Below are 24,410 nucleotides of genomic sequence, written 5' to 3'. Positions count from 1 at the left end.
CAGATAATAAAAATGTGGAGACGCCGCGTCATCATTGCCGAGATCAAGTAAATGGTGACTCAATCAATAGGTAAAAGTCAGTGAAACCTCCCGGCAAAGCATCCACTTTACGGGCATCGGCCAGATGCAGGCTAAACTAAAATTTCCGAACTTTGCTCGCTGATAAACCAGCCGGAGTTCCGCAAAGCAGACCGGTTGAATCGACAGGATAAAATATGGGAGCGGCGTGATGCACAGAGAACGACACAGCATAGAGAAAATAGGCTGGCTCAGAGCGGCGGTCCTTGGCGCTAACGATGGCATCGTTTCTACCGCAAGCCTGCTGTTGGGGGTAGCATCCGCCAATGTCACTCACCAAAGTATTCTATTAACCGGCATTGCCGGTTTGGTCGCTGGTGCGATGTCGATGGCAACCGGTGAATATGTTTCCGTGTCTTCTCAGGCAGACACCGAGAAAGCAGCCCTGGCGGAAGAACAGGCCGAGCTGGATGCCGATTTTCAGGGGGAATTTCGCGAGTTAACCTCAATTTATGTCCATCGTGGTCTGGACGCCGCGCTGGCGAAACAAGTGGCAGCAAAACTGATGAGCCATGATGCTTTGGCAGCTCATGCGCGCGAGGAATTGGGCATTTCAGAAATTACCACAGCCCGCCCCTTGCAGGCTGCTCTGACTTCTGCAGCAAGTTTCTCGACGGGAGCCATATTGCCTTTATTGGTGGCCGCGATTGTCCCGGCCCAGTCGGCGATCGCCGCCATTGCCCTTTCCGCATTAATTTCTTTGGCCATTCTGGGCGGGATTGCCGCCAGGGCCGGTGGGGCACCGATACTTCCCGGTATTATTCGCATTACTTTCTGGAGCGCCCTGGCAATGGGTGTTTCATCAGGCGTCGGGGCACTTTTTGGGTCTATGGTCGGCTGAGGTCGGCGCCCCTGTGAGTCCCCATTCTGGTTATAAAATAATGACGCACACTACCGGTAATGTATTCAAAACAATTCCCCAGGTAATACTGGAGCGTAAAATAGTCTCGGCTGCTATTGCAGGCGCTATTTTATCCGTTAGTCCTTCAGTCTTTAAATATTCAGAAAAACGTTCGAGGTTGACATTAAATTCCTTTATCAGTAACTTTAACGCCTTTGGCAACAATGCCACTGTAAGCATCCCGCTTAACCGGCCCATTCTCTTTTAGAGAGCGCTCCGCCCGCTAAATTCCGCTTCCCGCTCGAGGCAGCCTAAGCTACGCGGCGGTTCAGAACAATAATGAACACTACTGACCATCAATAACTGTGAGCATGCTATAGCTACCAACCTTCTTTTAGCGAGCCAAGATATTCAACGAGTTCAATAATTGCGTATCAAGCGTTTCCCTTGCCTGAATGGGTAAACCATTTTCAACACGATAATTCTTTATGGCAGTTCGTGTTGAAGGTCCCATTATTCCGTCGATGTTCCCGTTGTAGAACCCTTTATCAAGTAAGGCAAACTGCACTCGCATGATTAGACGCCTACGTTTTTCAGAATCAGAAGTCAGGCCATCAGTTGCACGATTAGCTCCGGTAGAGTCCACAGAATTGGTGGTTGAAGTGGTATCAGAATTATTCGAACGAAGCGAACGCACAGACGAGGATGTTCCTGAATTCAAATTTGATGACGAAGATGTTCCGCTGCGAGTAGTTGATGGTGAGCTTGTCGTCTTTGGATAATATGGCGAACTATAGTAGCCGCCACCTGAAGACGAGCGATGTGAACTGTGGCTTCTGTGGGAGCTATGACTACGATGCCCTGCAATGTAGAACGGGATGTCAGTATTTAGAGGAGCCAAGATCAGATCGTGATCTTTCAGAGACATATTAGAGATGTCCCCTATATCCATAGCCGAATCACTTGCCCACACAGAATTGTTTAGAGCTAAAAACCCAGGAAGTAATGCTGCGAAGTTAAATTTTTTCATAGTATTGGTCTCGGATCTTGATGAAATCGTCCTTTTGAAGAGCTAAAATATCCGGCACAATTATTTTTTTCAGTACAAACGTCACACTCTTTAGGATAGTAATTCTTCCAATCTGAAATCGATTGCACCGAATAATCCCATAAAGCATTGGGTAGATGACAGAGTGGATAATTAAAGAACAATATATCTAACCTAGCTCTGGATGCTACCTCAACTGCCGCCGATAAATAATTAGCACTATCATTATGTTCTATGGCTATCTCTTGCCAGTTTTTTCTTGCCCATCCTATTGACTCCAATCCCATAATTGATATTTGATTTATGTTGGAGAAAACACGGCTAACATACTCTATTATGTTAGGTAGATCACGATAGTTGGATTTTGTTGGTATTATCCGCAATTCAATATTGATACCCAAGTTCCCTGCATTAATCAACCCGCAAACCGTTTCTTTGAAGGCTCCATCACTCCCTACAAGATGGTCATGGATGGATTGTCTAGAGGAATACAAAGGAACACCGAACGTAATTTTCAATTGATCGCATCGTTGTTTCACTTGCCTGGCAAAATTGCCATCTGCAAATGCTCTACCATTAGTGAGTACATGTAGTGATGTTTCAGGTGAATTTTCAGCTATGAAATCAAGAAAATCTAAAAAATCATCACCATATAGTAATGGCTCACCACCACTAACGCCTACGACACCATCAAGATTGAATGCTGCAATCGCTAACGCGGATTGAGTCAGCAACCAATCGTCATTCGCTTTTTTGGGGGGCTGTGAACAGAATAAGCAAAGGTTATTGCACCTTTCAGTCACCAAGACAGTATTATGATTAGCCCGACGAGACAGGATCACTCTGAGCATATTACCATTATTAACAACAGCAATGTCCCCATCATCAATTGCGTTGAAAAGACCTCGATTCTCAATGTAAGCGCTATAGCAAGGAAGTATGCTCTCTTCCTGAAATTTTTCCCTTACCAGTAGGTTAGGCAGATAAAACTCTGGATTCACTGGCGTTTGTTTACATAACCGATAGAAGCCCGGTGGGACATCATCTTCGCTCTCATATCTGAAAATATCGTTCCTGATGACGTCAGACATAAACCCACCCTCTCAATATATCAGCCACTTCTCCACCTTTTGCCAGTTTGTCTATCAGAAATCGGAACATCCCTTTATGGTATTGGCAAAATGTTGATTTGCTCCTGTCTCCAACAGGTTCTCCTTGCATACTGATGTTTTGGCAAGGATCTGAGCCGCAGAAAGGCTGATAAGCACAAGTATCGCATCCAGGTAAGGCGAAATTGAATGACGAAGCCAAAACTGTTCGATAGTAGTCGCTTTTTGAAAATGACATGTTGGCGATCTCCCCAGCACTGAAATCAACATCGCTGTTCACTTTCTGGAGCATACGGCTTTCATCGCTTCCATATACCCGACCGTCATAGTTAAAGAGGATACAGTTCAGAACAACGCCACTGGGGGATTTCAGATCGGCATAACCGCTAAAACCTGGATTGAAGATCCGTTTCAGATGTATCGCTGCCGAATGCTCAACAACGGGTATTCCATTTTTGTTATGTTCTACAATGTCTTCTATGAGTTTTTCATAAAATCCAAAGTACTCATCCATAGAAAATGAAAAATTGTCTTTATGTGCAAAACCATACGGGCTTACAGGCCTGACAAAAAGATCTGTCAACCCCAATACCAAGTGTGCATCGATGATAGAAGATGGACTTTTAATAAGTTCTTTCGTTACGGTCGTTACCGTAGAAACTCGACTCTTACCCAAATCGTCCTTAATCCGCTGAATCCCATCCACCGCTTTTGAATACGACTCATCGTGAGTCAAGACACGGTTCTTATTGTGGATAGTTTCACTACCATCCAATGATACCGAAAAGGTGATATTACGTTCTTTCACCCAAGTTAGGATTGATGACTCTAGCAACGAAAGGCTTGTCGCAATCACCATTTCGAAAGCATCTACACCCAAGCTCTCTTCACACTGCTCATAGAGTAGTTTTACTAGGTCAAAGCGCAGGAGAGGCTCACCACCTTGCACTTCAATTTTGTACGGTGGCTCTGATAGTTTTTTGATCTTATTTACGATTACTGGGATAAGAGTGGGATCGAGATCATAGTTCTTTGCACCAACAGCAGCACGGCTCACCTGACAATATTTACAGGTGTGATCGCACCTCAGTGTTGGAACAATCATAAAGATTGGATTTAATGCCAAATCACTCATAATCCGCTTTGCAAAACCCGAACTCAAAACAGAAGCAGTAAACGCCTGTTCATCATCCCCAGAGATAAAGAGCTTACTCTCAAGAGCATCAGTAAGAGTCGGATCATCTGGAACGGAGAGTCCGACAAGCTGCGAAAAATTTTCCTCAGAGAGGAACTGATGAAACCCAGCCAGGTTACTTAGAAAAACCGTATCATCGTTTATCCGGTCGAAGTTGAACGGCATGAGTTTCATTCCGCTAACCTCTTGTCAATACTACTCAATACGTTATCTATGATCGATGCCCTAACTTGGCCGGTTTGCCTTTGAAGGGACTCCCTGAGCTTATAGTCATTCAGCAACCGCTCAAACTCGAACTGGCTCTCTTCGGTAAAAACATCAAATGTGATAACCCAGTTCAGCTCATTCTCATCAAGCCTCCAACGTGTGTATGCAGTTATCCAGTAAAGGACACTGCGAATAACCCACTCTGAACACTGTTCTTTTTTAATTTTTCTTTGCCACATTACTAGTACCCAACCAAGCCAATAATAACGGCATGAAATAATTATATATCAAGAAATTAAACCCATTTTTATGATGCTACAACAATCCTAGTTTTCTGCAATAGTTTGGATTGATAAACGTATTACCTGACACATAAAACTTCATTTTAAATAATTAAAATAGATATAATTTCAATTTAAAGTTAATTGTGTGCAACAATGATGCAGCTGTACTCCCCCCAGAAATAAATTCATTGGTATAGCACCACTAAGTTAATAATATTATGCTTGCATGTAGCTTAAAAATACACATCAAACCCTTTAAAATAAACGTCTACTTCCGCATTAAAATTTAATTTAATCGGTGTTACTCCTTGAAAATTTATTGTTAACTTAATCCCCTTATCAATTTTACTTTCGAGAAATTCCATAGCACGAATACCAATTTTTTTAGGCACAAGAAACCGCCCTTCACCGAGCAGGCAATAGATCCAGGCTTTATCAAATCCCGTTATTTCTAGAACTTGTGGTAAGCGGAAAAGTCGGGTGTTGTTGTGCTGATTCATAGGATGTCCCTCATGTGTTTCGACGAGGAGACATACAAATGGATCAGCGAGGAATAAAGCCCACCGCCATCAGAGAGATTGTAAGGTTTATCCTTCAGCTTGACAGTATCGACTTTCCTGGCATTGAGCTTCATGCGGGGGTATTTCACTTTATTGAACCTGCGAATACCCCCCAAATGCCCCCCCACTTGAGCGTAGACTTCAATAGGTGGCAACAGACGTAGGAATAACAAGATCCTTTAATTTACTAGGCAGAATGGGGATTAGTAGATTTGAATAGGTATTGGGAGAAGTAAAAATGGTACGCCCTACAGGGCTCGAACCTGTGACCTACGGCTTAGAAGGCCGTTGCTCTATCCAACTGAGCTAAGGGCGCATTGGGATGCGGCAACCGGAGTTGCGGAGTGCGATTATACGGTCAGGGGTTACTGAGTCAATGCCTTTTCATGACGTTACGGCGTCAGCCGTGCTTTATGGTGATTTTTCAGCCATTGCTGCCGCCGTCCCTCGGCAAAACGTCTTTATTTCCCTTGTATTAGCTCCGGCAACAGACTCCCGCTGTAGTGAACCAGGCCGGATTCGGCCTGTTCGGGGAGCCGTTCCGATTGCTGTTGCCCTGCCGGGCGCTGCAGACAAATGCGGGCCGAGCGCACCACCGCATTGATATTTCCCCAGTCGGCATGCTCGGTAGTCAGCAGGTTGCAGGCGGTCGCCAACGGTTGGTTTAGTGCGGCGCTGACCGGCGTGGCATTCAACGAGGCATGACCCATTGGCATCCACGCCAGCAGCATAAAACCAATCCCTCTGATATATCTCATACGTGCAACCTCCGGCACAGCGCACGCAGGCGTGCTCGCCAGGATGGCGGTGTTTTATGTTCCGCGAGCTGATGAAACACCATCAACTGCGCCACGTCCGCCGGGTGCATTGATGAGTCGAACACCGTTTCGCCCACGTGTTTGGGCGGGTTAATCGGGCTGGCAATCTGCTGATGCCATGGGTGTAGCCGAGTGATGATCATCATGATTGTGGCTCCGTTAGCGCCTGCGGCTGGCGCGAATACCGCAGTGTGAATAGCCACAGCTTAAGTAGCGCAAGGTAAAAAAGGCGTAGAGGATCATTCTGTTGGCATAAAAAAAGCGTAAATCTCCCCCGGCAAACAGCGTCGAACACGATTCAGCGCCTGACAGCGCGCTCCGCTTCTGACAAAATAGCGCCATCCCCGCTTTTCTTAATTGATGGATTTCCTCACTGATGTCAGCAAAGATTATTGATGGTAAAACGATTGCGCAGCAGGTTAGAAACGAAGTGGCTGAGCAAGTTAAACAACGTCTGGCCGCCGGCAAACGCGCGCCGGGCCTGGCAGTCGTGCTGGTTGGCGAGAACCCGGCCTCACAGATTTACGTCGCCAGCAAGCGCCGCGCCTGTGATGAGGTGGGTTTCCTCTCTCGCTCCTACGATTTGCCTGCCACCACCAGTGAGGCCGAATTGCTGGCGCTGATCGACCGGCTGAATGCCGACGGCGAGATCGACGGCATCCTGGTGCAGTTGCCACTGCCTGCCGGCATCGATAACGTCAAAGTGCTGGAACGTATTCATCCGGATAAAGACGTTGACGGTTTCCACCCTTACAACGTCGGCCGTCTGTGCCAACGCTCGCCTAAACTGCGCCCATGTACCCCACGCGGCATCGTGACCCTGCTCGAGCGTTACAACATCGATACCTATGGCCTGAATGCCGTTGTAGTTGGCGCGTCCAACATCGTTGGCCGCCCGATGAGCATGGAGCTGCTGCTGGCCGGTTGCACCACCACCGTGACCCACCGTTTCACCAAGAACCTGCGTCATCACGTTGAAAATGCCGATCTGCTGATCGTCGCGGTCGGTAAACCGGGCTTTATTCCGGGTGATTGGATCAAGCCGGGCGCGATCGTGGTGGATGTCGGCATTAACCGTCTTGAAAGTGGTAAAGTAGTCGGCGACGTAGAATTCGATGCCGCCAGTGAACGCGCGGCCTATATTACTCCGGTTCCGGGTGGCGTTGGCCCAATGACCGTTGCTACACTGATCCAAAATACCTTGCAGGCCTGCGAGGTTTATCACGACGTTCAACCTAAATAAGTAAGGCAGTATGGAAACTTTTAATCTGGATAATCACCCGCACGTCGAACTGTGCGACCTGCTCAAGTTCCAGGGCTGGTGTGAAAGTGGCGGTGCCGCCAAAGAAGTCATCGCCGATGGGCAGGTGAAAGTAAACGGCAAAGTAGAAACGCGCAAGCGCTGCAAAATCGTCGCCGATCAGGTGGTGGAGTTTAATGGCGGCAAGGTTGTAGTTAAGCCATAAGCCGTGCTCCATAAAAAAGGCGCTGAGTTAACCCTCAGCGCCTTTTTTGCTTTTCAGCCTAAAGCGAATTACTTACGGCGCCAGGTGGTTCCCTGCGGACCATCTTCCAGCACAATGTTCATCTCGTTCAAACGGTCACGCGCGGCATCCGCCAGCGCCCAATCTTTGGCTTTGCGCGCGTCATTGCGCTGTTTGATCAGTGCCTCGATCTCCGCCACTTCACCGTCGTCCGCCTGTGCGCCGCCCTGCAGGAACAGTTCCGGTTCTTGCTGCAACAAGCCCAGCACCTTCGCCAGCTTACGCAGTTCCGCCGCCAGGCCGTTGGCTGCAGTCAGATCTTCCGCTTTCAGGCGGTTAACCTCGCGTGCCAAATCAAACAGCGCCGAATAAGCTTCCGGGGTATTGAAGTCGTCATCCATGGCTTCGCGGAAGCGAGCTTCAAACACTTCGCCACCGGCCGGTTGAGCGTTAACGTCGGTACCGCGCAGCGCGGTGTACAAACGCTCCAGTGCGGTACGCGCCTGTTTCAGGTTCTCTTCGCTGTAGTTCAGTTGGCTGCGATAGTGGCCAGACATCAGGAAGTAACGCACGGTTTCGGCGTCGTAGTAACCCAGCACGTCGCGGATGGTGAAGAAGTTATCCAACGATTTCGACATTTTTTCTTTGTCGATCATCACCATACCGGAGTGCATCCAGTAGTTGACGTACGGGCCGTCGTGCGCACAGCTAGACTGGGCAATTTCGTTCTCGTGATGCGGGAACATCAGATCGGAACCGCCGCCGTGGATGTCAAAATGGGTGCCCAACTGCTTGCAGTTCATCGCAGAACATTCAATGTGCCAGCCCGGACGGCCTGCGCCCCATGGCGATTCCCAACTAGGTTCGCCCGGCTTGGACATCTTCCACAGCACGAAATCCATCGGGTTGCGTTTTACATCATCGATTTCTACCCGCGCACCGGCCTGCAGCTGATCCAGATCCTGGCGTGACAACAAGCCGTATTGCGGATCGCTGTCGATAGAGAACATCACATCGCCGTTGCTGGCCACGTAGGCATGATCGCGATCGATCAGGCGTTGGGTGATCTCAACGATCTCGGCAATATGCTGAGTGGCGCGCGGTTCGATGTCCGGACGTTCAATCAGCAGAGAATCGAAGTCGGCGTGCATCTCTGCCAGCATGCGCGTGGTCAGTTGATCGCAGCTTTCGCCATTCTCTGTTGCACGGCGGATAATTTTATCGTCAACGTCGGTAACGTTACGCACGTAGTTCAGCGAATAGCCGAGGTAACGCAAATAACGCGCGACGACGTCGAAAGCAACAAAGGTACGCCCGTGGCCGATATGACACAGGTCATAGATGGTTACCCCGCACACGTACATGCCAACTTTACCGGCATGAATGGGCTTAAATTCCTCTTTTTGACGACTCAGGGTATTAAAAATCTTTAGCATCGGGACATTCCGTGGTGTGCGTGATAACAAAAATAGTAATTAGGCGATTCACCCAGCAGCGTATTGAAACCCGAAGCCTGATCTAATGCAAGGTTAAGGCCGCGCTTTGCTAAGCTGAGAGGTGGAAAACGGTGAGAAATCAGCGATCGCCACTAGTGTTATAATATAACAATTATCGTTTTACCACAGCCAGCGTGCGGTTTACCCGCTGCTGACTGATTAAAGGAGATATGTTATAACGGCGGTCTGATTGTTCACTCGATCCTTGTGACATCTCAATTCATCTTGTTAGGACTAAAACTATGGTTACTTTCCACACTAATCACGGCGATATCGTTATCAACACCTTTGCTGACAAAGCGCCGGTTACCGTTGAAAACTTCCTGAACTACTGCCGTGAAGGTTTCTACAATAACACCATTTTCCACCGTGTTATCAATGGCTTTATGGTTCAGGGCGGCGGTTTTGAGCCAGGCATGACCCAGAAAGACACCAAAGCGACTATCAAGAACGAAGCCAACAACGGTCTGAAAAACACCATCGGTACCCTGGCAATGGCTCGCACCAACGATCCACACTCTGCGACCGCACAGTTCTTCATCAACGTGGCAGACAACGACTTCCTGAACTTCCGCGGCGAAAACGCGCAGGGCTGGGGCTACTGCGTATTTGCTGAAGTGGTTGAAGGCATGGACGTGGTTAACAAGATCAAAGCGGTGAAAACCGGCCGTAGCGGCATGCACCAGGACGTACCGGTAGAAGACGTCATCGTCACTAGCGTTACCGTCAGCGAGTAATCGCGGCTGCATGAACACGCTGTTCATCGCAGATCTGCATTTAAGCGCACAGGAACCGGCAATCACTGCCGGTTTTCTGCGTTTTTTGCGGCAAGATGCCATTCACGCCGACGCCCTGTACATTCTTGGCGACCTGTTTGAAGCCTGGATCGGCGATGACGATCCCGAGCCATTGCACGGCGAAATCGCTGCGGCACTGAAGGCGCTGCAACAGGCTGGCGTGCCCTGCTACTTTATCCACGGCAACCGTGATTTTCTGGTCGGCAAACGCTTTGCCCGTGCCAGCGGTATGCAACTGCTGCCGGAAGAGCAGGTGCTGGAGCTGTATGGCCGAAAAATCCTGATCCTGCATGGCGACACGCTGTGTACCGACGATCAGGCCTACCAACAGTTTCGCCGCAAGGTACACAATCCGCTGATCCAAAAACTGTTTCTGGCCATGCCGCTGCGCTGGCGTCTTAAGATCGCGGCCAAAATGCGTGCCCGCAGCCAGCAGAGTAACCAGTACAAGTCGGACTCTATTATGGACGTCAACCCACAGGCGGTTGAGCAGGCGATGCTGCGCCACAAGGTTCACTGGATGATCCACGGCCACACTCACCGTCCGGCGGTGCATGAATTGGCATTGAGCAACGGCAAGGCCCACCGCGTGGTGCTGGGAGCCTGGCACGTTGAAGGCTCCATGATCAAAGTCAGTGCCGACGCCGTCGAGCTGATCCAATTCCCGTTCTAAGTTCCTGACTTGTCGCACAGGTAAAAAAATTCACGCTTTTGGCAATGAAAACCGGCGACGCAACCGTTTTCCTCGCCGTGCGCTCATGGTATGCTCTGTGCCCTCATTCGGCCTCCCGCCGCAGGCAACCGGCCGTCGTTTGTACAATACAGGAGCCTTACACCCATGGGAGCCAACGCCGCTTCAGCCACCCACGCTGGGGTTAAAATCGCAATTGTAATGGGATCGAAAAGTGACTGGGCCACCATGCAGTTTGCCGCCGAAGTCCTGACCTCGCTCGATGTCCCGTTCCATGTCGAAGTCGTTTCCGCTCATCGCACGCCAGACAAGCTGTTCAGCTTTGCCGAGCAGGCAACTGATAATGGCTTTGACGTGATCATTGCCGGTGCAGGCGGTGCTGCGCATCTGCCGGGCATGCTGGCGGCGAAAACGCTGGTTCCGGTGCTGGGTGTTCCGGTGCAAAGCGCCGCACTGAGCGGTGTAGACAGCCTGTATTCGATCGTGCAAATGCCGCGCGGTATTCCAGTGGGTACGCTGGCCATCGGCAAAGCCGGTGCCGCCAATGCTGCCCTGCTGGCGGCACAAATTCTGGCGCTGCACGACGCCGCGCTGGCACAACGCCTCGCCGACTGGCGGCAGGCACAAACTGACGAGGTGCTGAACCACCCGGATCCGCGGGAGGAAGCATGAAGCCGGTTTGCGTACTGGGCAACGGCCAGTTAGGGCGCATGCTACGCCAGGCCGGTGAACCGCTGGGCATCGCCGTGTACCCGGTAGGCCTCGACGCCGAACCGGAAGCCGTGCCCTACCAGAACAGCGTGATCACCGCCGAAATCGAACGCTGGCCGGAAACCGCGCTGACGCGCGAACTGGCAACCCACAACAGCTTCGTCAACCGTGATATTTTTCCGCGTCTGGCAGATCGCCTGACGCAAAAACAGTTGCTCGATCAGCTTGGCCTGGCTACCGCGCCGTGGCAACTGCTGGCTGACGCCGCCGAATGGCCGCAGGTGTTCGCGACTCTGGGTGAACTGGCGATCGTCAAACGTCGCGTTGGCGGTTACGACGGCCGCGGTCAATGGCGTTTACGCCCAGGGCAAGAGGCCGAATTGCCGGCCGATGCCTATGGCGAATGTATCGTCGAGCAAGGGATTAACTTCTCCGGTGAGGTGTCGCTGGTCGGCGCACGCGGGCATGACGGCCAGTCGGTGTTCTATCCGCTGACCCATAACCTGCATGAAGAAGGCATTCTGCGCACCAGCGTGGCGCTGCCGCAGCCCAACCCTGGCCTGCAACGGCAGGCGGAGCAAATGCTGACGGCCATCCTTGATGAGCTGAACTACGTCGGCGTAATGGCGATGGAGTGCTTTATCGTTGGCGATCGCCTGTTGATTAACGAGCTGGCCCCCCGGGTACACAACAGTGGCCACTGGACGCAGAACGGCGCGTCTATCAGCCAGTTCGAACTGCATCTGCGCGCTATTCTCGCCCTGCCGCTGCCAAAACCGGTAGTAAGCACGCCGTCGGTGATGGTCAACCTGATTGGCACCGCAGTGAATCAGCAGTGGCTGGCGTTACCGCTGGTGCATCTGCACTGGTATGAGAAAGAGGTGCGCGAAGGTCGCAAGGTCGGGCACCTGAACCTGAACGATCCTGACGCCGCTGCGCTGCTGCAGACCTTGCAGGCACTGGCACCGCTGCTGCCGAGCGAATACCAAAGCGGTCTGGCCTGGGCGCAGCAAAAGCTGGCTTAAACGTTTCCCCGTACCAAAAACAAAGGGTTCAACTCATGGAGCTGAACCCTTTTTTATTTATTGCCGATGAAAGCTAGCGGCGATAGCCCTGCGGATTTTTGCTTTGCCAGTTCCAGGTATCGCGCATCATCACGTCAAGCCCGCGCTGCACTTGCCAGCCCAGTTCCTGTTTTGCCAACCCGGCATCGGCCCAAAAGGCAGGCAGGTCGCCCGCACGGCGCGGTAAAATCTGATAAGGAATGGTCACGCCCGAGGCTTTTTCAAACGCCCGCACCATTTCCAGCACCGAATAACCGACCCCGGAGCCCAGGTTATAGGCTTTAAACCCGGCAATCTGCGCTAAATGATCCATCGCCGCCAGATGGCCCTGCGCCACATCCATCACGTGAATGTAGTCGCGCACGCCCGTACCGTCTTTGGTTGGATAGTCGCCGCCAAACACGCTCAGAGTTTCCCGCTGACCAATGGCCACCTGTGCGATATAAGGCAGCAGATTATTGGGGATGCCACTCGGGTCTTCGCCAATCAGGCCCGACTCATGCGCGCCTACCGGGTTGAAGTAGCGCAGCGCGATAATCGAAAATGCCGGTTCAGCCCTGGCAAAGTCCTGCAGGACCTGCTCCACCATCCATTTGGAGGTGCCGTAAGGGCTGGTAGTGCCGCCAATCGGCATATCTTCCCGGTAAGGTACCGGCGCATGTTCGCCGTACACCGTGGCGGAAGAGCTGAAGATAAACTGATGAACTCCCGCCTCGCGCATCGCCTCCAGCAGCACCAAGGTACCGGCCACGTTATTCTGATAGTACTCCAGCGGTTTTTGGGTCGACTCCCCCACCGCCTTCAGGCCGGCAAAGTGGATCACCGAGGTAACGTTGTTTTCCTCAAAGATGCGCTTCAGGCAGCCGGCATCCTGTACATCTCCCCGATAAAACGTCGCGGCCCTGCCTGTCAGTTGCTCCACGCGGCGCAAAGACTCTTCTGACGCGTTGATCAAATTATCCAGCACCACCACATCTTCACCACGTTCCAGCAAAGCCAGCACCGTATGTGAACCAATGTAGCCGGCGCCGCCGGTCACCAGAATAGACATAATTTCCCCTTAATCAGTGTCAGGAGCGAAAGCCCGCCGTATCAGCGGGCCTCGCGTGCCTGGCTTACCGCTCAGCGTGAACCAATGTTACGTAACGGTTTACCGGCCATCAGATTGCGTTCGATATGTTCCAGAGAGATATTTTTGGTTTCCGGGATCAACGCCAGCGTGATGAAGATAAACACCAGGTTGAGCGCCGCGTAGACCCAGAAAGTGTAGGCGCTGCCCAGAGAATTAAGCATGGTCAGGAAGGTCGCCCCGACGATCATGTTGGCGATCCAGTTGGTGGCAGTGGAACAGGTGATACCAAAGTCACGGCCTTTCAGCGGTTGGATCTCAGAACACAGCACCCAAATCAGTGGGCCGGCGCTCATGGCAAAACCGACAATAAACATCAGCAACATGATAACAGCGAAGTATTGCTCGGCAGGCGAACTCATCCCCACATGCATCATTATCCCCAGGGCCCCCATGCCCACCGCCATGACGATAAAGCCCAGCGTCAGCGTCGGTTTACGGCCCCAGCGGTCAACCAGCCCAATGGCGATAAAGGTGGCCAGCACGTTCACCAGGCCAACGATCACCGTACCCCACATCTGCTGTGCGGTACTGGCAAAACCCGCCAGACCAAAAATCTTCGGCGCGTAATACATGATGACGTTCATACCGGTGAACTGTTGCATCACCTGCAGCAATACGCCGAGAAAAACGGCACGGCGGAAGTTTTTATTGTCTTTAAACAGCGACCAGCCGCTCTGTTTCAGCTTGAGGCTCTCACGAATTTCATTCAGTTCATGTTGCGCCTGGGCGCTGCTGTCACGCAGTTTCTCCAATACCTGACGTGCCTGCTCATGGCGGTTACGCGAAGCCAACCAGCGTGGGCTATCAGGCAGGAAGAACACCCCAACCAGCAGCAGCACGGCAGGAATGGTGATCACCCCCAGCATCCAGCGCCAGGCACCGGTGTAACTGAACGCGGTATCCGACAGATAAGCCGCCAGGATGCCGATGGTAATCATCAGCTGGTACATGGAAATCATGCTGCCGCGAATTTTTTCCGGCGCGATTTCAGACAGGTAAATGGGCGCCGTATAGGATGCGACACCCACCGCCAGTCCGAGCAGAATGCGCGACACCAACAAGACTTCAACGTTAGGCGCTGCCGCTGAGCATAAGGATCCCAACACGAACAGCACGGCGCCAATCATCAGGCTGTATTTACGCCCGATGCGGAAATTCATCCAACCACTGCCCACGGCACCGACCGCAGCGCCAAACATCATTGAGCTGACCACCCACTCCTGCTGGGAACTGGTCATATGAAACGAATCGGTGATAAACGGCAGAGCCCCCGCAATAACGCCGATATCCAGACCAAACAGCAGCCCGGCCAGTGCGGCCAAAAAACAGACGAAGAAAGTCATGCCTGCATTGCTTTGGCTATTCTCAGCCGCCGACACTTTGACGGTAGTACTCATACTGCCTCCAATCGATAACGTTCTTAAGTTGCCGTTATGATAGGAGGCAATCCGTCAGAGGTAAGTGAGTGTGATCACATTAGTGGAAACGATTACACGACTTTATCTTAATCAGTATAAAAGCAGGATCACCACAAAACAGTAAAAAACCCTTGATTAAGAAAGATAATAATCTCATTCACTGCTTTAAAATGAAGACAACCGCAACATCTTATTACCATATCGCAGGGTATCCATTTTAATAACCCTCAATTAAATGTAATCGATATCACACCACAAACGTCCGAACGCCGTGGATAAAAGACTGGTGATTGGGGGGAAGCGAAGGTCAGATAAGAGGGAAATAGCGATCGTTGTTCGGCTGGCCCAATAACCTGGGCCAGCTTGATATGTGAGTTAACCGTCGTAACTGCGGAACAGCGCCTGCCCGCGCAGCAAGCGCACGCCCAGCCAACCACCGCACAGCGACAGCAACAACGCACTGAGTAGCGGCAATGCCCACCACAGCACCGGTGTTGGCGCCCATGGGAAGTCAAATACCTGGCTTTGCAGCAACCACAGTGCCGCTTCTGCCCCCACCGCGGCGGCAATGCCCGCCACCAGCCCCAGCAGGGCAAACTCACACCACAGCGTGCTGCGCAACAGGCGCTTGCCGGCGCCGAGCGTACGGTACACCACCAGTTCCTGACGCCGCTGACGCATACCCACCTGCACCTGCGCCATCAGCAACAAACCGCCGCAGAGCACCACCAGCACCACCATCACTTCCAGCGCGCGGCTCACCTGCTGCAGCACACCGCCCACCTGTTTGAGGATCGAACCTATATCCAGCAGGCTGAGCGTCGGGAACTGGCGATTAAGCTGGGTCAGCATCTGTCCGTCCCCGTCGTAACGGAAACTGGTGAGCCAGGTTTGCGGCTGGCCATCCAGCGCACCCGGCGGGAAGATGAAGTAAAAGTTCGGTTTCAGGCTTTCCCAATCCACCTGGCGCAGGCTGGTGACCCTGGCGCTGAACGACTGGGTATCGCCGCTGAAGGTCAGCGTATCACCCAGTTTGATCTTGAGTCGTCCGGCAATGCCCTGATCCATCGACACCTCGCCGGCTTTCGGCGGCCAACTGCCTGCCAGCAATGGATTGTGCGCCGGCAGCTCTGCCAGCCAGGTCAGGTTCAGCTCACGATTCACCGCCTCGCCGCCCGGATCGTCCTCATGCACCCGTTCGGTCGCCACCTGCTGGTTAATCTCGGTCAGGCGTACGCGGACAATGGGATAGTAGGTTTCCGGTTTAATTTGATGCTGTTGCAGGAAGGTTTTCACCTGTGGCACCTGCGCCTCAGTCATGTTCAGCAGGAAGTAATTCGGGCTGTCCGGTGGCAGTTGCTGCTGCCAACGCTCAAGCAGATCGCCACGCAGCACCAGCAGTAACGCCAGCAGCATAAACGACAGCGAGAAAGCCGCCAGTTGGCTGACCGTGACCCAGGGTTGATGCAGCAGACGGTTAACCGCCAGTCGCAGTGCCAGATTCTTCAGCGTAATTCGCCGCAGCAATAACAGGCTGCCCCAGCCGATAGCGCCCAACAGCAGCGCCAGCACCAGAATACCGGCGAGGATCGACCACAGTAGCGTGCTGGCCCCCATCAACGCCGTCAACAGCGCCACCACAATCACCGCCGTCACCGGCAGGAAATAACGCAGCGGCCAAACGTTGGCCACCACATCGCGGCGCAGCACCCGCAGCGGCTGGGTCGCCAGTAACTGCCGGTACGGCCGCAGCCCCACCAACAGAGAAATCATCAGCAATGCGCCGACCGCCCACAGCCACGGCCAGGCCCCGGCGGCTGGCAGTTCCGCCGGCAGCACCGGTGCCAGCAGGCGGATCAACAGCGCTTCAAACCCCAGCCCGATAATGCCCCCTCCGACGGCGGCCAGCAGAATTACCGCCAGCCACTGGCCGACAATCAACTTACGCAATGCGCTGCGGCCAGCCCCCAGAGTTTTCAACACCGCGATCAAGTCATAACGGCTGCGGCAATAATGGCTCATCGCCACCGCGACGGCGGCAATCGACAGCAGCAAGGTCAGCAGCGCCGACAGCAACAGGAACTGCTGCGAGCGTTGCAACGATTTACCCAATGCACTACCGGACTCCTGCAAGCCAAACCAGCGCTGATCGGGGCCAAGCTGTGGCGTCAGGCGATCTTCGTACCGCTGGATATCCTCCGTAGCCCCGGCAAACATATAACGGTAGGTCAGACGGCTGCCCGGCTGCACCGCCCCGGTTTTGTCCACGTCCGCCAGATTGATCATGATGCGCGGTGCCGTCTGGAAGGGGTTAAAGCCGGAATCCGGCTCCTGAATAATTTCACCGGCAATGCGCAGGCTGGTATCGCCCACGTCCAGCCTGTCACCGACCTTCACGTTCAACAACGCCAACAAACGTGGTGCCACCAGCACGCTCCCCGGCGTCAGTTTGACGTTGGCCGGGCGGGTCTCCAGCTTGCCGTACAGCGGATAGGCAAGATCGGTGGCCTTCACGTCTGCCAACTGGGGCCGATCGCCGGCATAGGTCATGGTGGTGAACGACAACTGTCGACTGACTTTCAGCCCCTGTTGTTGCGCGTCCAGCAGCCAGCCTTCCGGCACCGGCCGGGCGCTGCGCAGTACCCGATCGCCGGCAATAAAATCGCGGCTCTGCTGGCTCAGACCTTTGTCCATACGATCGCTGATACTGCCCAATGCCAATACGCAGGCCATCGACAGCGTCAGCGCCAGCCAGACGATCAGCAGTGACGGTGAGCGCCACTCACGCCAAAACCAGCGCCAGATCATGCTTCCTCCCACAGCTGGCCTTCACGCAGGCGCAGCCGACGCTGGCAGCGAGCCGCCAGGGTTTCGTCATGAGTGACCAGGATTAACGTAGTGGAGAAATCGCGGTTGAGGGAAAACAGTAAATCGGCGATGCGTTCGCCGGTCTGGCGATCGAGGTTGCCGGTGGGTTCATCGGCAAACAGCACCCGTGGTCGGCCACTGAACGCCCGCGCCAATGCTACGCGCTGCTGCTCACCGCCGGAAAGCTGCGCCGGCAAGTGGTCAAGACGCTTGCCCAGCCCAAGTTGCTCCAGCAGCTGCACCGCCTGTTCGCGGCTCTGGCGATCGCTTTCCCCACGCAGCAACGCCGGTAACTGGACGTTTTCCAGCGCATTGAGCGTCGGTACCAACATAAAGGATTGAAAAACAAAACCGACATTTTTGGCGCGAAGCGCGGCGCGACCCTCTTCATCCAGCGCGGTCAGTGACTCGCCCAACAAATGCACCTCCCCTTCACTGCCGTCGTCCAACCCGGCGAGGATCCCCAGCAGCGTTGACTTGCCCGAGCCGGACTCGCCAATCAGGGCAATTGTCTGCGCGGGTTTGACAACCAGCTCGACTCCGGTAAGGATGGAGAGCTGATGCTCACCCTGACCAACGTGTTTACTAAGATGATGAACTTCAAGAACGTTTTCCGCTGGCATCTTCCCTTCCTTTTGCTGTTGGGATTATTCAGTTTACGCGCTGTCGCCGCCGATACCTTATTGATATTAGGCGACAGTTTAAGCGCCGGTTACCGCTTGCCGGTAGCGCAAGCCTGGCCGACGCTGCTGGCCGACCAATGGCAGAAAAAACCGGATGACCCGCAACTGGTCAACGCCAGCATCAGTGGCGATACCGCCGCTCAGGGGCTGGCACGTCTGCCCGAGCTGCTGAAACAACATCAGCCACGCTGGGTACTGATTGAACTGGGTGCCAACGACGGTCTGCGCGGTTTCCCGGCGCAGGATCTGCAACGCGACCTCAGCCAAATCATCACGCTGGTACAACAAGCCGGCGCGCAGCCGCTGCTGATGCAAATCCGTATTCCGCCCAACTATGGCCGCCGCTATACCGAGGCCTTCAGTGCGATTTACCCGCAGCTTGCCAAACAATTCGACATTCCACTGCTGCCGTTCTATATGGAACAGGTGGTGGTGAAAGCGGAATGGATGCAGGATGACGGATTGCATCCCAATAAGGATGCCCAACCGTTTATCGCCACCTGGATGGCGGAACGCCTGGAACCTCTAGTAAAACATGAGTCTAACTAAATAGGGTTGTACACTAGGTAAAGTTATGCAAAAAGCAGTATTGATAACCGGCTGTTCCAGCGGGATTGGATTGATTGCCGCGCAGGATCTGCGTAACCGTGGCTACCGGGTGCTGGCCGCCTGTCGCAAGCCGCAGGACGTTGAAAATATGCGTCAGCTTGGGCTGGAAGGCATTGAGCTGGATCTGGACGACAGTGACAGCGTCGAACGCGCTGCCGCACAGGTGATCGAACTGACCGGCGGCCGCCTGTATGGCCTGTTCAACAACGGCGGTTTTGGCGTTTACGGCCCGCTGAGCAGCATTTCGCGGCAGCAGTTGGAACGCCAATTCGCCACCAATCTGTTCGGCACCCATCAATTAACCCAGCTGCTGTTGCCGGCGATGCTGCCGCACGGCGAGGGGCGTATTATTCAGACCAGTTCGGTGATGGGGCTGGTGTCCAGTGCCGGGCGCGGTGCCTATGCTGCCAGCAAGTTTGCGCTGGAAGCCTGGTCCGACGCGCTGCGGATGGAGCTGCACGGCACGGGCATTCAGGTCAGCCTGATAGAACCCGGCCCGCTCACCACCCACTTTACCCAGAACGTTAATCAGGCGCAGAGCGATAAACCGGTGCACAACCCCGGCATTGCCAAACGCCTCACACTACCGCCGGAAGCCATTTTGCCCAAACTGCGCCACGCGCTGGAAAGCCCAAGGGCCAAGCTGCGGTATCCGGTGACCCTGCTGGCGCACGCGCTCAGCGTATTACGCCGCATCCTGCCCGGCCGCTGTCTGGACTGGGTGTTACGCAGCAACGGTTAATTTGGCTGGCCGGGGTTGAAGAATGCCGTCCCGCCCCCATCTAAAAGCCAATGGCTCCGCAAGATCAGAGAGAAAATTACATGCTAGCTCAAGCTGTTGTTGATATTAACGAAACAAACCTGCACCAGACGCTGGAACAGTCAATGTCCATGTCGGTGGTGTTCTACTTCTGGTCGGATCGCAGCCAACACTGTCTGCAACTCACCCCGATACTCGATAAGCTGGCGGCGGAATATGCCGGCCAGTTCCTGTTGGCAAAAGTGGATTGTGACGCCGAGCAGGCCATCGCCGCTCAATTCGGCCTGCGCTCGCTGCCGACGGTATATCTGTTCAAAGACGGCCAGCCGGTCGACGGTTTCCAGGGCCCGCAGCCGGAAGAAATGATCCGTGAATTCCTGCAGCGTTTCCTGCCGAAGGAAGAAGATCTGAAACTGGCGCAGGCGACCGAGCTGTTGGCCGAAGGCAATGCGGCAGAAGCACTGCCGCTGTTGAAAGACGCCTGGCAAGCGAGCCAGCAACGCAGTGATATCGGTTTGACGCTGGCGGAAACCCAGATCGCGCTGAACCGCACTGAAGAAGCCGAAGCCGTGCTGGCGACCATTCCGTTGCAGGATAAAGATACCCGTTATCAGGGCCTGCTGGCGCAGATTGAACTGCTGAAACAGGCCGCCGACACGCCGGAAATTCAGCTGTTGCAACAGCAGGTAGATCAACAGCCGGAGAACGTCGATTTAGCCGTGCAGCTGGCGCTGCAACTGCATCAGGTTGGGCGCAATGAAGAAGCGCTGGAGCTGTTGATCGGGCATCTGAAGAAAGATCTCGCCGCCGCCAACGGCAGCGCGCGTAAAACATTGATGGATATTCTGGCCGCACTGGGCACCGGCGATGCGCTGGCCGCCAAATACCGCCGCCAGCTGTATTCGCTGTTGTACTGATAGTTCGGGGCGTAGTCCGCTGCGCCCCTCCCTTCTCAACGGTAAACCCGTGCCCCACCTTCAACGCCTTTCGGGCTGAACAACACCTGCCACAGTTGAATATCACGCGAGCGGAATGCTCCGGCGCAGGCGTTCAGGTAATAGGTAAACATCCGTTCGAAACGTTCAGAATAGCCCTCGGACAGCATCGGCCACGCCTGTTTGAAATTCTCATACCAGGCCATCAGCGTGCGATCGTAATCGGCGCCGATATTGTGCCAATCCTCCATCACAAAGCGCCCTTCGCTGGCTTGGGCAATATGGCGCACCGAAGGCAGACAGCCATTGGGGAAGATATACTTGTTTATCCAGGCATCGACGTGAAGATTGGTTTGGTTGGCGCCAATGGTGTGCAGCAGGAACAAACCGTCGGGCTTAAGATTACGCGCGGCAACACGGAAGTAAGTGTCGTAGTTTTTCGGCCCCACGTGTTCAAACATGCCGACTGAAACAATACGATCAAACTGGCGGTTCAAGTCACGGTAATCCTGCAGCACAATTTCGACCTCAAGACCGGCGCAGCGCTCCTGCGCCAGTTTTTGCTGCTCGGCGGAAATGGTCACACCATGCACTGTTACGCCGTAGTTTTCCGCGGCATACTGCGCCAGCCCACCCCAGCCACAGCCGATATCCAGCAACGACATGCCCGGTTTCAACTGCAGTTTCTCGCAGATCATTTTCAGCTTGGCCAACTGCGCCTGCTCCAGCGTATCGGCCTCTTTCCAGTAACCGCAGGAATATTGCATATAGGGATCGAGCATGGCACGGAACAGATCGTTGCCGATATCGTAATGTTCTTTACCCACCTGCCAGGCGCGTTTGCGTGACTGAAGGTTGAACAGCCGGGTATAGGCGATGCGCGCAATGTCGCTCAGATTTTTTGGCAAGCGTTCATCAACGCCGGCCTGCAGGACGCGGGTAAATAATGCGTCCAACCGCTCGCAGTCCCACCAGCCGTCCATGTAGCTTTCACCGAACCCCAGCGACCCCTCCTGCAAAATACGTTTAAACAACGCCGGGTTGTGTACCTTGATATCGCAGGCACGGTTGCCATTGATGGCAATACCGGCAGCGGACAGTAATTCCTCCACAATGCGATACCAACGATCTTTTTTTGGGGCGAGTTCATCAACACTGATTGAGTCCATAACAATCCTTGGAGAAATGTCATTTCAAAAAGCATAGTCGCAAATAAAAATGACAAATATTCGAAGTGAAAAGCGGCAATGCTTTTTACTCTAGCCAAGACGGACAACGTCATGAAATGAATTAAAATTATTGGAAACATGCCAATTTGGAATGTTAATGCTAGTGCAGCTAACAACGCTGCAACTTGAAAGATGACGGGTATATTAGTCTTTGCACTCTAGCTGGCGTAATATCTGTTTACATATGTCTGACAGGAGGTTTGCCATGTTTACCCTTATTCCCATCGTGATTGTCGTCGCACTGATCATCGTATTCGCCGGCGTCAAAATTGTTCCCCAGGGGTTCCAATGGACGGTGGAACGCTTCGGCCGCTACACCAAAACGCTGATGCCCGGTTTAAACCTGGTGGTGCCGTTTATGGACCGCATCGGCAGAAAAATTAATATGATGGAGCAGGTGCTGGATATTCCTTCGCAGGAAATTATCTCGCGCGACAACGCCAACGTGGCCATCGATGCGGTGTGTTTTATCCAGGTCGTCGATCCGGCACGTGCCGCTTATGAAGTCAGCAATCTGGAACTGGCGATCGTCAACCTGACCATGACCAACTTCCGTACCGTGCTCGGCTCCATGGAGCTGGACGAAATTCTCTCGCAGCGTGACAGCATCAACAGCCGCCTGCTGCATATCGTCGACGAAGCCACCAATCCGTGGGGCATTAAAATCACCCGTATCGAGATCCGTGACGTACGTCCACCGGCAGAGTTAATCTCGGCAATGAACGCCCAGATGAAGGCCGAGCGAACCAAGCGTGCGGATATTCTGGAGGCCGAAGGTGTGCGTCAGGCTGCCATCCTGCGTGCCGAAGGTGACAAACAGTCGCAAATCCTCAAGGCGGAAGGTGAACGTCAGTCGGCGTTCCTGCAGGCCGAAGCCCGTGAACGTGCCGCTGAAGCGGAAGCGCGAGCCACTCAACTGGTTTCCGACGCTATCGCCAGCGGTAATATCCAGGCGGTGAACTACTTTGTGGCACAAAAATACACCGATGCGCTGCAAAAAATCGGCTCTGCCAACAACAGTAAAGTCATCATGATGCCGCTGGACGCCAGCAGCCTGCTCGGTTCCATTGGTGGCATTGCCGAACTGTTGAAAGACAACAAAGGCAAGTAATCATGCTCGAACAAATTGCAGCAAACCCGCACTGGTTTTGGCTTTCCCTTGGCGGGCTGCTGCTGGCGGCAGAAATGCTCGGGGCCAGCGGCTACCTGTTATGGAGTGGCGTATCGGCGGTGGTGGTCGGCGCCATCGTCTGGCTGCTGCCGCAGCTGGCCTGGGAGTGGCAGGGGGTGATTTTTGCCGTACTGACCGTGGTGGTGGCCTACCTGTGGTGGTACTGGCTACGCCAGCGCCCGGCAGCGGCTTCCAGTGGTTCGCAGGTGCTGAACCAACGCAATCGTCAGTTGATTGGCACCCGCGCTACGCTGACCGAACCCATGCACAACGGTATGGGCCGTATTAACATCGGCGACAGCAGCTGGCGCGCGCAGGCCAGTGAAGACCTGGCGGTGGGCACCGAAGTAGAAGTCATTGCCGTCGAAGGCATAACTTTGGTGATCCGCGCCATTGCCCGTTAATGCTTATGGCAACAGCCCGCCAGGTTGTTAATGATTGGGCACTCGGCTCCGTCATCACCCGGGCATTGATCTGCCAGCGCCACCAAACGCTGGCGCATCTCACCGAGTTCGGCGATGTGCTTTTCAATATCCGCCACTTTTTGCAGCGTGCGCGCTTTCACATCGGCGCTGTGGCGGGCCGGATCGTTAAACAGCGCCACCAGCTCGCGACATTCATCCAGATTAAATCCCACCTGCCGTGCCTGGCGCAGCAGCGTCAGTTCTTCGATGTGCTTCGGGCTGTAGCTGCGATAGCCGTTGTCGGTACGGATCGGCGCAGTCACCAGCCCTTTCTCTTCATAAAAGCGAATGGCCTTGCTGGTTAAACCGGTTTTTTTCGCTACGTCGCTAATATTCATTTTCACTCCTTGACCTTCCCCTTGCTGGAAGGTTTATCCTTCATTCTTAGTGAAAACAGGCAAAGCGGTCAACCTTTAAACACCGTTCTTGAGAGGAATCGAACCATGTCACAAATTACCGTACTGGCATTGCAGGGGCTGACCTGCATGCATTGTGTTGGTAGCACACGTAAAGCTTTAGAAGCCGTGCCTGGCGTTAGCGCCGTGGAAGTCGCCCTTGATAGCGCCAAAGTGACCGGCGATGTCGCGCCACAAATGCTGATTAACGCGGTGGAACAGGCCGGTTATCAAGCCACCCTTGCCTAACCTCCCCATAGGCCGAGCCAAGACCACGGGGCGCACATCAATGCGCCCTTTTTTCTTTGGGATAATTCCTTCACTCTTCAGACTTTCTTGTCTGCCTGATAGCGTTTAGCATGG

General features: G+C 53.6%; 26 protein-coding genes, 1 tRNA gene and 1 pseudogene. 13 read left to right on the top strand and 15 right to left on the bottom strand.

The window, feature by feature from the left end; translation table 11 throughout:
- The first annotated feature begins 229 nt into the window (after positions 1–229).
- A complete protein-coding gene (locus SERS4_RS0106485; RefSeq protein ID WP_017891890.1) occupies positions 230–919 on the top strand; it encodes a VIT family protein in 690 nt (229 codons plus the stop codon).
- A 394-nt stretch (positions 920–1,313) separates the two neighbouring features.
- On the opposite strand, the gene hxsA is transcribed toward SERS4_RS0106485, so the two are convergent.
- The 8 genes from hxsA to SERS4_RS0106445 form a co-directional block, all read right to left on the bottom strand.
- On the bottom strand, positions 1,314–1,949 hold the full coding sequence (gene hxsA, locus SERS4_RS26170) for a His-Xaa-Ser repeat protein HxsA (protein WP_071592997.1): 636 nt from the start codon (positions 1,947–1,949) through the stop codon (positions 1,314–1,316).
- A complete protein-coding gene (gene hxsC / locus SERS4_RS0106480; protein WP_017891889.1) occupies positions 1,946–3,058 on the bottom strand; it encodes a His-Xaa-Ser system radical SAM maturase HxsC in 1,113 nt (370 codons plus the stop codon). Before hxsC ends, hxsA begins: the two co-directional genes overlap by 4 nt.
- A complete protein-coding gene (gene hxsB, locus SERS4_RS0106475) occupies positions 3,051–4,445 on the bottom strand; it encodes a His-Xaa-Ser system radical SAM maturase HxsB (protein WP_017891888.1) in 1,395 nt (464 codons plus the stop codon). The genes hxsC and hxsB overlap by 8 nt, the downstream gene beginning before the upstream one ends.
- On the bottom strand, positions 4,442–4,717 hold the full coding sequence (gene hxsD, locus SERS4_RS0106470; protein WP_017891887.1) for a His-Xaa-Ser system protein HxsD: 276 nt from the start codon (positions 4,715–4,717) through the stop codon (positions 4,442–4,444). Before hxsD ends, hxsB begins: the two co-directional genes overlap by 4 nt.
- Positions 4,718–4,995: 278 nt before the next feature.
- Positions 4,996–5,262, bottom strand: coding sequence for an AlpA family phage regulatory protein (locus SERS4_RS25675; protein WP_017891886.1), 267 nt, complete (start codon positions 5,260–5,262; stop codon positions 4,996–4,998).
- Between the two features lie 299 nt (positions 5,263–5,561).
- A tRNA-Arg gene (locus tag SERS4_RS0106455) sits at positions 5,562–5,638 on the bottom strand.
- A 145-nt stretch (positions 5,639–5,783) separates the two neighbouring features.
- Positions 5,784–6,080, bottom strand: a complete 297-nt coding sequence (locus tag SERS4_RS0106450; protein WP_017891884.1) for a hypothetical protein — start codon at positions 6,078–6,080, stop codon at positions 5,784–5,786.
- Positions 6,077–6,286, bottom strand: coding sequence for a hypothetical protein (locus SERS4_RS0106445; protein WP_017891883.1), 210 nt, complete (start codon positions 6,284–6,286; stop codon positions 6,077–6,079). The genes SERS4_RS0106450 and SERS4_RS0106445 overlap by 4 nt, the downstream gene beginning before the upstream one ends.
- Before the next feature lie 230 nt (positions 6,287–6,516).
- Between SERS4_RS0106445 and folD the strand changes: the two genes are divergently transcribed.
- Both folD and ybcJ read left to right on the top strand, forming a co-directional pair.
- Positions 6,517–7,383, top strand: a complete 867-nt coding sequence (gene folD / locus SERS4_RS0106440; protein WP_012005607.1) for a bifunctional methylenetetrahydrofolate dehydrogenase/methenyltetrahydrofolate cyclohydrolase FolD — start codon at positions 6,517–6,519, stop codon at positions 7,381–7,383.
- A 10-nt stretch (positions 7,384–7,393) separates the two neighbouring features.
- On the top strand, positions 7,394–7,606 hold the full coding sequence (gene ybcJ, locus SERS4_RS0106435) for a ribosome-associated protein YbcJ (protein ID WP_012005606.1): 213 nt from the start codon (positions 7,394–7,396) through the stop codon (positions 7,604–7,606).
- A 68-nt stretch (positions 7,607–7,674) separates the two neighbouring features.
- Here the strand turns inward: ybcJ and cysS are convergent, their stop codons facing one another.
- The gene (cysS, locus tag SERS4_RS0106430; protein WP_017891882.1) at positions 7,675–9,060 is read right to left on the bottom strand and encodes a cysteine--tRNA ligase; all 1,386 of its coding nucleotides are present in this window, start codon (positions 9,058–9,060) and stop codon (positions 7,675–7,677) included.
- Positions 9,061–9,362: 302 nt separating this feature from the next.
- Between cysS and ppiB the strand changes: the two genes are divergently transcribed.
- From ppiB to purK, 4 genes are all read left to right on the top strand, one after another.
- Entirely contained in the window at positions 9,363–9,857 is a 495-nt protein-coding gene (gene ppiB / locus SERS4_RS0106425; protein ID WP_012005604.1) for a peptidylprolyl isomerase B, read from the top strand.
- Positions 9,858–9,867: 10 nt separating this feature from the next.
- Positions 9,868–10,590 (top strand): UDP-2,3-diacylglucosamine diphosphatase, encoded by a 723-nt coding sequence (locus SERS4_RS0106420; RefSeq protein WP_017891881.1) that lies wholly within the window; start codon positions 9,868–9,870, stop codon positions 10,588–10,590.
- 165 nt (positions 10,591–10,755) lie between these two features.
- Positions 10,756–11,280: a 5-(carboxyamino)imidazole ribonucleotide mutase gene (purE, locus tag SERS4_RS0106415; RefSeq protein ID WP_017891880.1), complete on the top strand. Its 525-nt coding sequence runs from the start codon at positions 10,756–10,758 to the stop codon at positions 11,278–11,280.
- On the top strand, positions 11,277–12,344 hold the full coding sequence (gene purK, locus SERS4_RS0106410; RefSeq protein ID WP_017891879.1) for a 5-(carboxyamino)imidazole ribonucleotide synthase: 1,068 nt from the start codon (positions 11,277–11,279) through the stop codon (positions 12,342–12,344). The genes purE and purK overlap by 4 nt, the downstream gene beginning before the upstream one ends.
- A 73-nt stretch (positions 12,345–12,417) precedes the next feature.
- Here the strand turns inward: purK and galE are convergent, their stop codons facing one another.
- The 4 genes from galE to ybbA form a co-directional block, all read right to left on the bottom strand.
- A complete protein-coding gene (gene galE / locus SERS4_RS0106405; protein WP_017891878.1) occupies positions 12,418–13,434 on the bottom strand; it encodes a UDP-glucose 4-epimerase GalE in 1,017 nt (338 codons plus the stop codon).
- Positions 13,435–13,505: 71 nt separating this feature from the next.
- Complete coding sequence (locus SERS4_RS0106400; protein WP_017891877.1) at positions 13,506–14,912, bottom strand: sugar porter family MFS transporter; 1,407 nt, start codon at positions 14,910–14,912, stop codon at positions 13,506–13,508.
- 396 nt (positions 14,913–15,308) lie between these two features.
- Positions 15,309–17,741, bottom strand: a complete 2,433-nt coding sequence (gene ybbP, locus SERS4_RS0106395; RefSeq protein ID WP_017891876.1) for a putative ABC transporter permease subunit YbbP — start codon at positions 17,739–17,741, stop codon at positions 15,309–15,311.
- Positions 17,738–18,424: a putative ABC transporter ATP-binding protein YbbA gene (gene ybbA, locus SERS4_RS0106390; RefSeq protein WP_017891875.1), complete on the bottom strand. Its 687-nt coding sequence runs from the start codon at positions 18,422–18,424 to the stop codon at positions 17,738–17,740. The genes ybbP and ybbA overlap by 4 nt, the downstream gene beginning before the upstream one ends.
- Between ybbA and tesA the strand changes: the two genes are divergently transcribed.
- The 3 genes from tesA (at position 18,395) to SERS4_RS0106375 (ending at position 20,770) form a co-directional block, all read left to right on the top strand.
- Positions 18,395–19,033 (top strand): multifunctional acyl-CoA thioesterase I/protease I/lysophospholipase L1, encoded by a 639-nt coding sequence (gene tesA / locus SERS4_RS0106385; RefSeq protein ID WP_165366728.1) that lies wholly within the window; start codon positions 18,395–18,397, stop codon positions 19,031–19,033. The genes ybbA and tesA overlap by 30 nt on opposite strands.
- A 25-nt stretch (positions 19,034–19,058) precedes the next feature.
- Complete coding sequence (locus SERS4_RS0106380) at positions 19,059–19,835, top strand: SDR family oxidoreductase (RefSeq protein ID WP_012005595.1); 777 nt, start codon at positions 19,059–19,061, stop codon at positions 19,833–19,835.
- Positions 19,836–19,915: 80 nt separating this feature from the next.
- The gene (locus tag SERS4_RS0106375; RefSeq protein ID WP_026142243.1) at positions 19,916–20,770 is read left to right on the top strand and encodes a co-chaperone YbbN; all 855 of its coding nucleotides are present in this window, start codon (positions 19,916–19,918) and stop codon (positions 20,768–20,770) included.
- A gap of 35 nt (positions 20,771–20,805) precedes the next feature.
- Here the strand turns inward: SERS4_RS0106375 and cfa are convergent, their stop codons facing one another.
- Positions 20,806–21,957 carry a cyclopropane fatty acyl phospholipid synthase gene (gene cfa, locus SERS4_RS0106370; RefSeq protein ID WP_012005593.1) on the bottom strand — a complete coding sequence of 384 codons (1,152 nt, stop codon included), beginning with the start codon at positions 21,955–21,957 and terminating at the stop codon, positions 20,806–20,808.
- 265 nt (positions 21,958–22,222) lie between these two features.
- Between cfa and SERS4_RS0106365 the strand changes: the two genes are divergently transcribed.
- Both SERS4_RS0106365 and SERS4_RS0106360 read left to right on the top strand, forming a co-directional pair.
- Entirely contained in the window at positions 22,223–23,128 is a 906-nt protein-coding gene (locus SERS4_RS0106365; RefSeq protein WP_017891872.1) for an SPFH domain-containing protein, read from the top strand.
- A 2-nt stretch (positions 23,129–23,130) separates the two neighbouring features.
- A complete protein-coding gene (locus tag SERS4_RS0106360) occupies positions 23,131–23,592 on the top strand; it encodes an NfeD family protein (RefSeq protein ID WP_012005591.1) in 462 nt (153 codons plus the stop codon).
- On the opposite strand, the gene cueR is transcribed toward SERS4_RS0106360, so the two are convergent.
- Positions 23,589–23,990 (bottom strand): Cu(I)-responsive transcriptional regulator, encoded by a 402-nt coding sequence (gene cueR / locus SERS4_RS0106355; RefSeq protein WP_012005590.1) that lies wholly within the window; start codon positions 23,988–23,990, stop codon positions 23,589–23,591. The two genes, SERS4_RS0106360 and cueR, sit on opposite strands and share 4 nt — an antisense overlap.
- Positions 23,991–24,095: 105 nt before the next feature.
- Between cueR and SERS4_RS0106350 the strand changes: the two are divergent.
- Positions 24,096–24,293 (top strand): annotated as a pseudogene (locus tag SERS4_RS0106350) (cation transporter); the annotation flags it as partial.
- Positions 24,294–24,410 lie beyond the last annotated feature (117 nt).

Origin of the sequence: Serratia sp. S4, assembly GCF_000347995.1 — a bacterium.
Classification (GTDB): Bacteria; Pseudomonadota; Gammaproteobacteria; order Enterobacterales; family Enterobacteriaceae; genus Serratia; species Serratia quinivorans.
This window is presented reverse-complemented; position numbering and strand designations above follow the sequence as displayed.

Excerpts from the sequence above, each read along its gene's own strand:
- SERS4_RS0106485 (WP_017891890.1), top strand. The coding sequence starts at position 230 with ATGCACAGAGAACGACACAGCATAGAGAAAATAGGCTGGCTCAGAGCG.
- hxsA (WP_071592997.1), bottom strand. The coding sequence starts at position 1,949 with ATGAAAAAATTTAACTTCGCAGCATTACTTCCTGGGTTTTTAGCTCTA.
- hxsC (WP_017891889.1), bottom strand. The coding sequence starts at position 3,058 with ATGTCTGACGTCATCAGGAACGATATTTTCAGATATGAGAGCGAAGAT.
- hxsB (WP_017891888.1), bottom strand. The coding sequence starts at position 4,445 with ATGAAACTCATGCCGTTCAACTTCGACCGGATAAACGATGATACGGTT.
- hxsD (WP_017891887.1), bottom strand. The coding sequence starts at position 4,717 with ATGTGGCAAAGAAAAATTAAAAAAGAACAGTGTTCAGAGTGGGTTATT.
- SERS4_RS25675 (WP_017891886.1), bottom strand. The coding sequence starts at position 5,262 with ATGAATCAGCACAACAACACCCGACTTTTCCGCTTACCACAAGTTCTA.
- SERS4_RS0106450 (WP_017891884.1), bottom strand. The coding sequence starts at position 6,080 with ATGAGATATATCAGAGGGATTGGTTTTATGCTGCTGGCGTGGATGCCA.
- SERS4_RS0106445 (WP_017891883.1), bottom strand. The coding sequence starts at position 6,286 with ATGATGATCATCACTCGGCTACACCCATGGCATCAGCAGATTGCCAGC.
- folD (WP_012005607.1), top strand. The coding sequence starts at position 6,517 with ATGTCAGCAAAGATTATTGATGGTAAAACGATTGCGCAGCAGGTTAGA.
- ybcJ (WP_012005606.1), top strand. The coding sequence starts at position 7,394 with ATGGAAACTTTTAATCTGGATAATCACCCGCACGTCGAACTGTGCGAC.
- cysS (WP_017891882.1), bottom strand. The coding sequence starts at position 9,060 with ATGCTAAAGATTTTTAATACCCTGAGTCGTCAAAAAGAGGAATTTAAG.
- ppiB (WP_012005604.1), top strand. The coding sequence starts at position 9,363 with ATGGTTACTTTCCACACTAATCACGGCGATATCGTTATCAACACCTTT.
- SERS4_RS0106420 (WP_017891881.1), top strand. The coding sequence starts at position 9,868 with ATGAACACGCTGTTCATCGCAGATCTGCATTTAAGCGCACAGGAACCG.
- purE (WP_017891880.1), top strand. The coding sequence starts at position 10,756 with ATGGGAGCCAACGCCGCTTCAGCCACCCACGCTGGGGTTAAAATCGCA.
- purK (WP_017891879.1), top strand. The coding sequence starts at position 11,277 with ATGAAGCCGGTTTGCGTACTGGGCAACGGCCAGTTAGGGCGCATGCTA.
- galE (WP_017891878.1), bottom strand. The coding sequence starts at position 13,434 with ATGTCTATTCTGGTGACCGGCGGCGCCGGCTACATTGGTTCACATACG.
- SERS4_RS0106400 (WP_017891877.1), bottom strand. The coding sequence starts at position 14,912 with ATGAGTACTACCGTCAAAGTGTCGGCGGCTGAGAATAGCCAAAGCAAT.
- ybbP (WP_017891876.1), bottom strand. The coding sequence starts at position 17,741 with ATGATCTGGCGCTGGTTTTGGCGTGAGTGGCGCTCACCGTCACTGCTG.
- tesA (WP_165366728.1), top strand. The coding sequence starts at position 18,395 with ATGAACTTCAAGAACGTTTTCCGCTGGCATCTTCCCTTCCTTTTGCTG.
- ybbA (WP_017891875.1), bottom strand. The coding sequence starts at position 18,424 with ATGCCAGCGGAAAACGTTCTTGAAGTTCATCATCTTAGTAAACACGTT.
- SERS4_RS0106380 (WP_012005595.1), top strand. The coding sequence starts at position 19,059 with ATGCAAAAAGCAGTATTGATAACCGGCTGTTCCAGCGGGATTGGATTG.
- SERS4_RS0106375 (WP_026142243.1), top strand. The coding sequence starts at position 19,916 with ATGCTAGCTCAAGCTGTTGTTGATATTAACGAAACAAACCTGCACCAG.
- cfa (WP_012005593.1), bottom strand. The coding sequence starts at position 21,957 with ATGGACTCAATCAGTGTTGATGAACTCGCCCCAAAAAAAGATCGTTGG.
- SERS4_RS0106365 (WP_017891872.1), top strand. The coding sequence starts at position 22,223 with ATGTTTACCCTTATTCCCATCGTGATTGTCGTCGCACTGATCATCGTA.
- SERS4_RS0106360 (WP_012005591.1), top strand. The coding sequence starts at position 23,131 with ATGCTCGAACAAATTGCAGCAAACCCGCACTGGTTTTGGCTTTCCCTT.
- cueR (WP_012005590.1), bottom strand. The coding sequence starts at position 23,990 with ATGAATATTAGCGACGTAGCGAAAAAAACCGGTTTAACCAGCAAGGCC.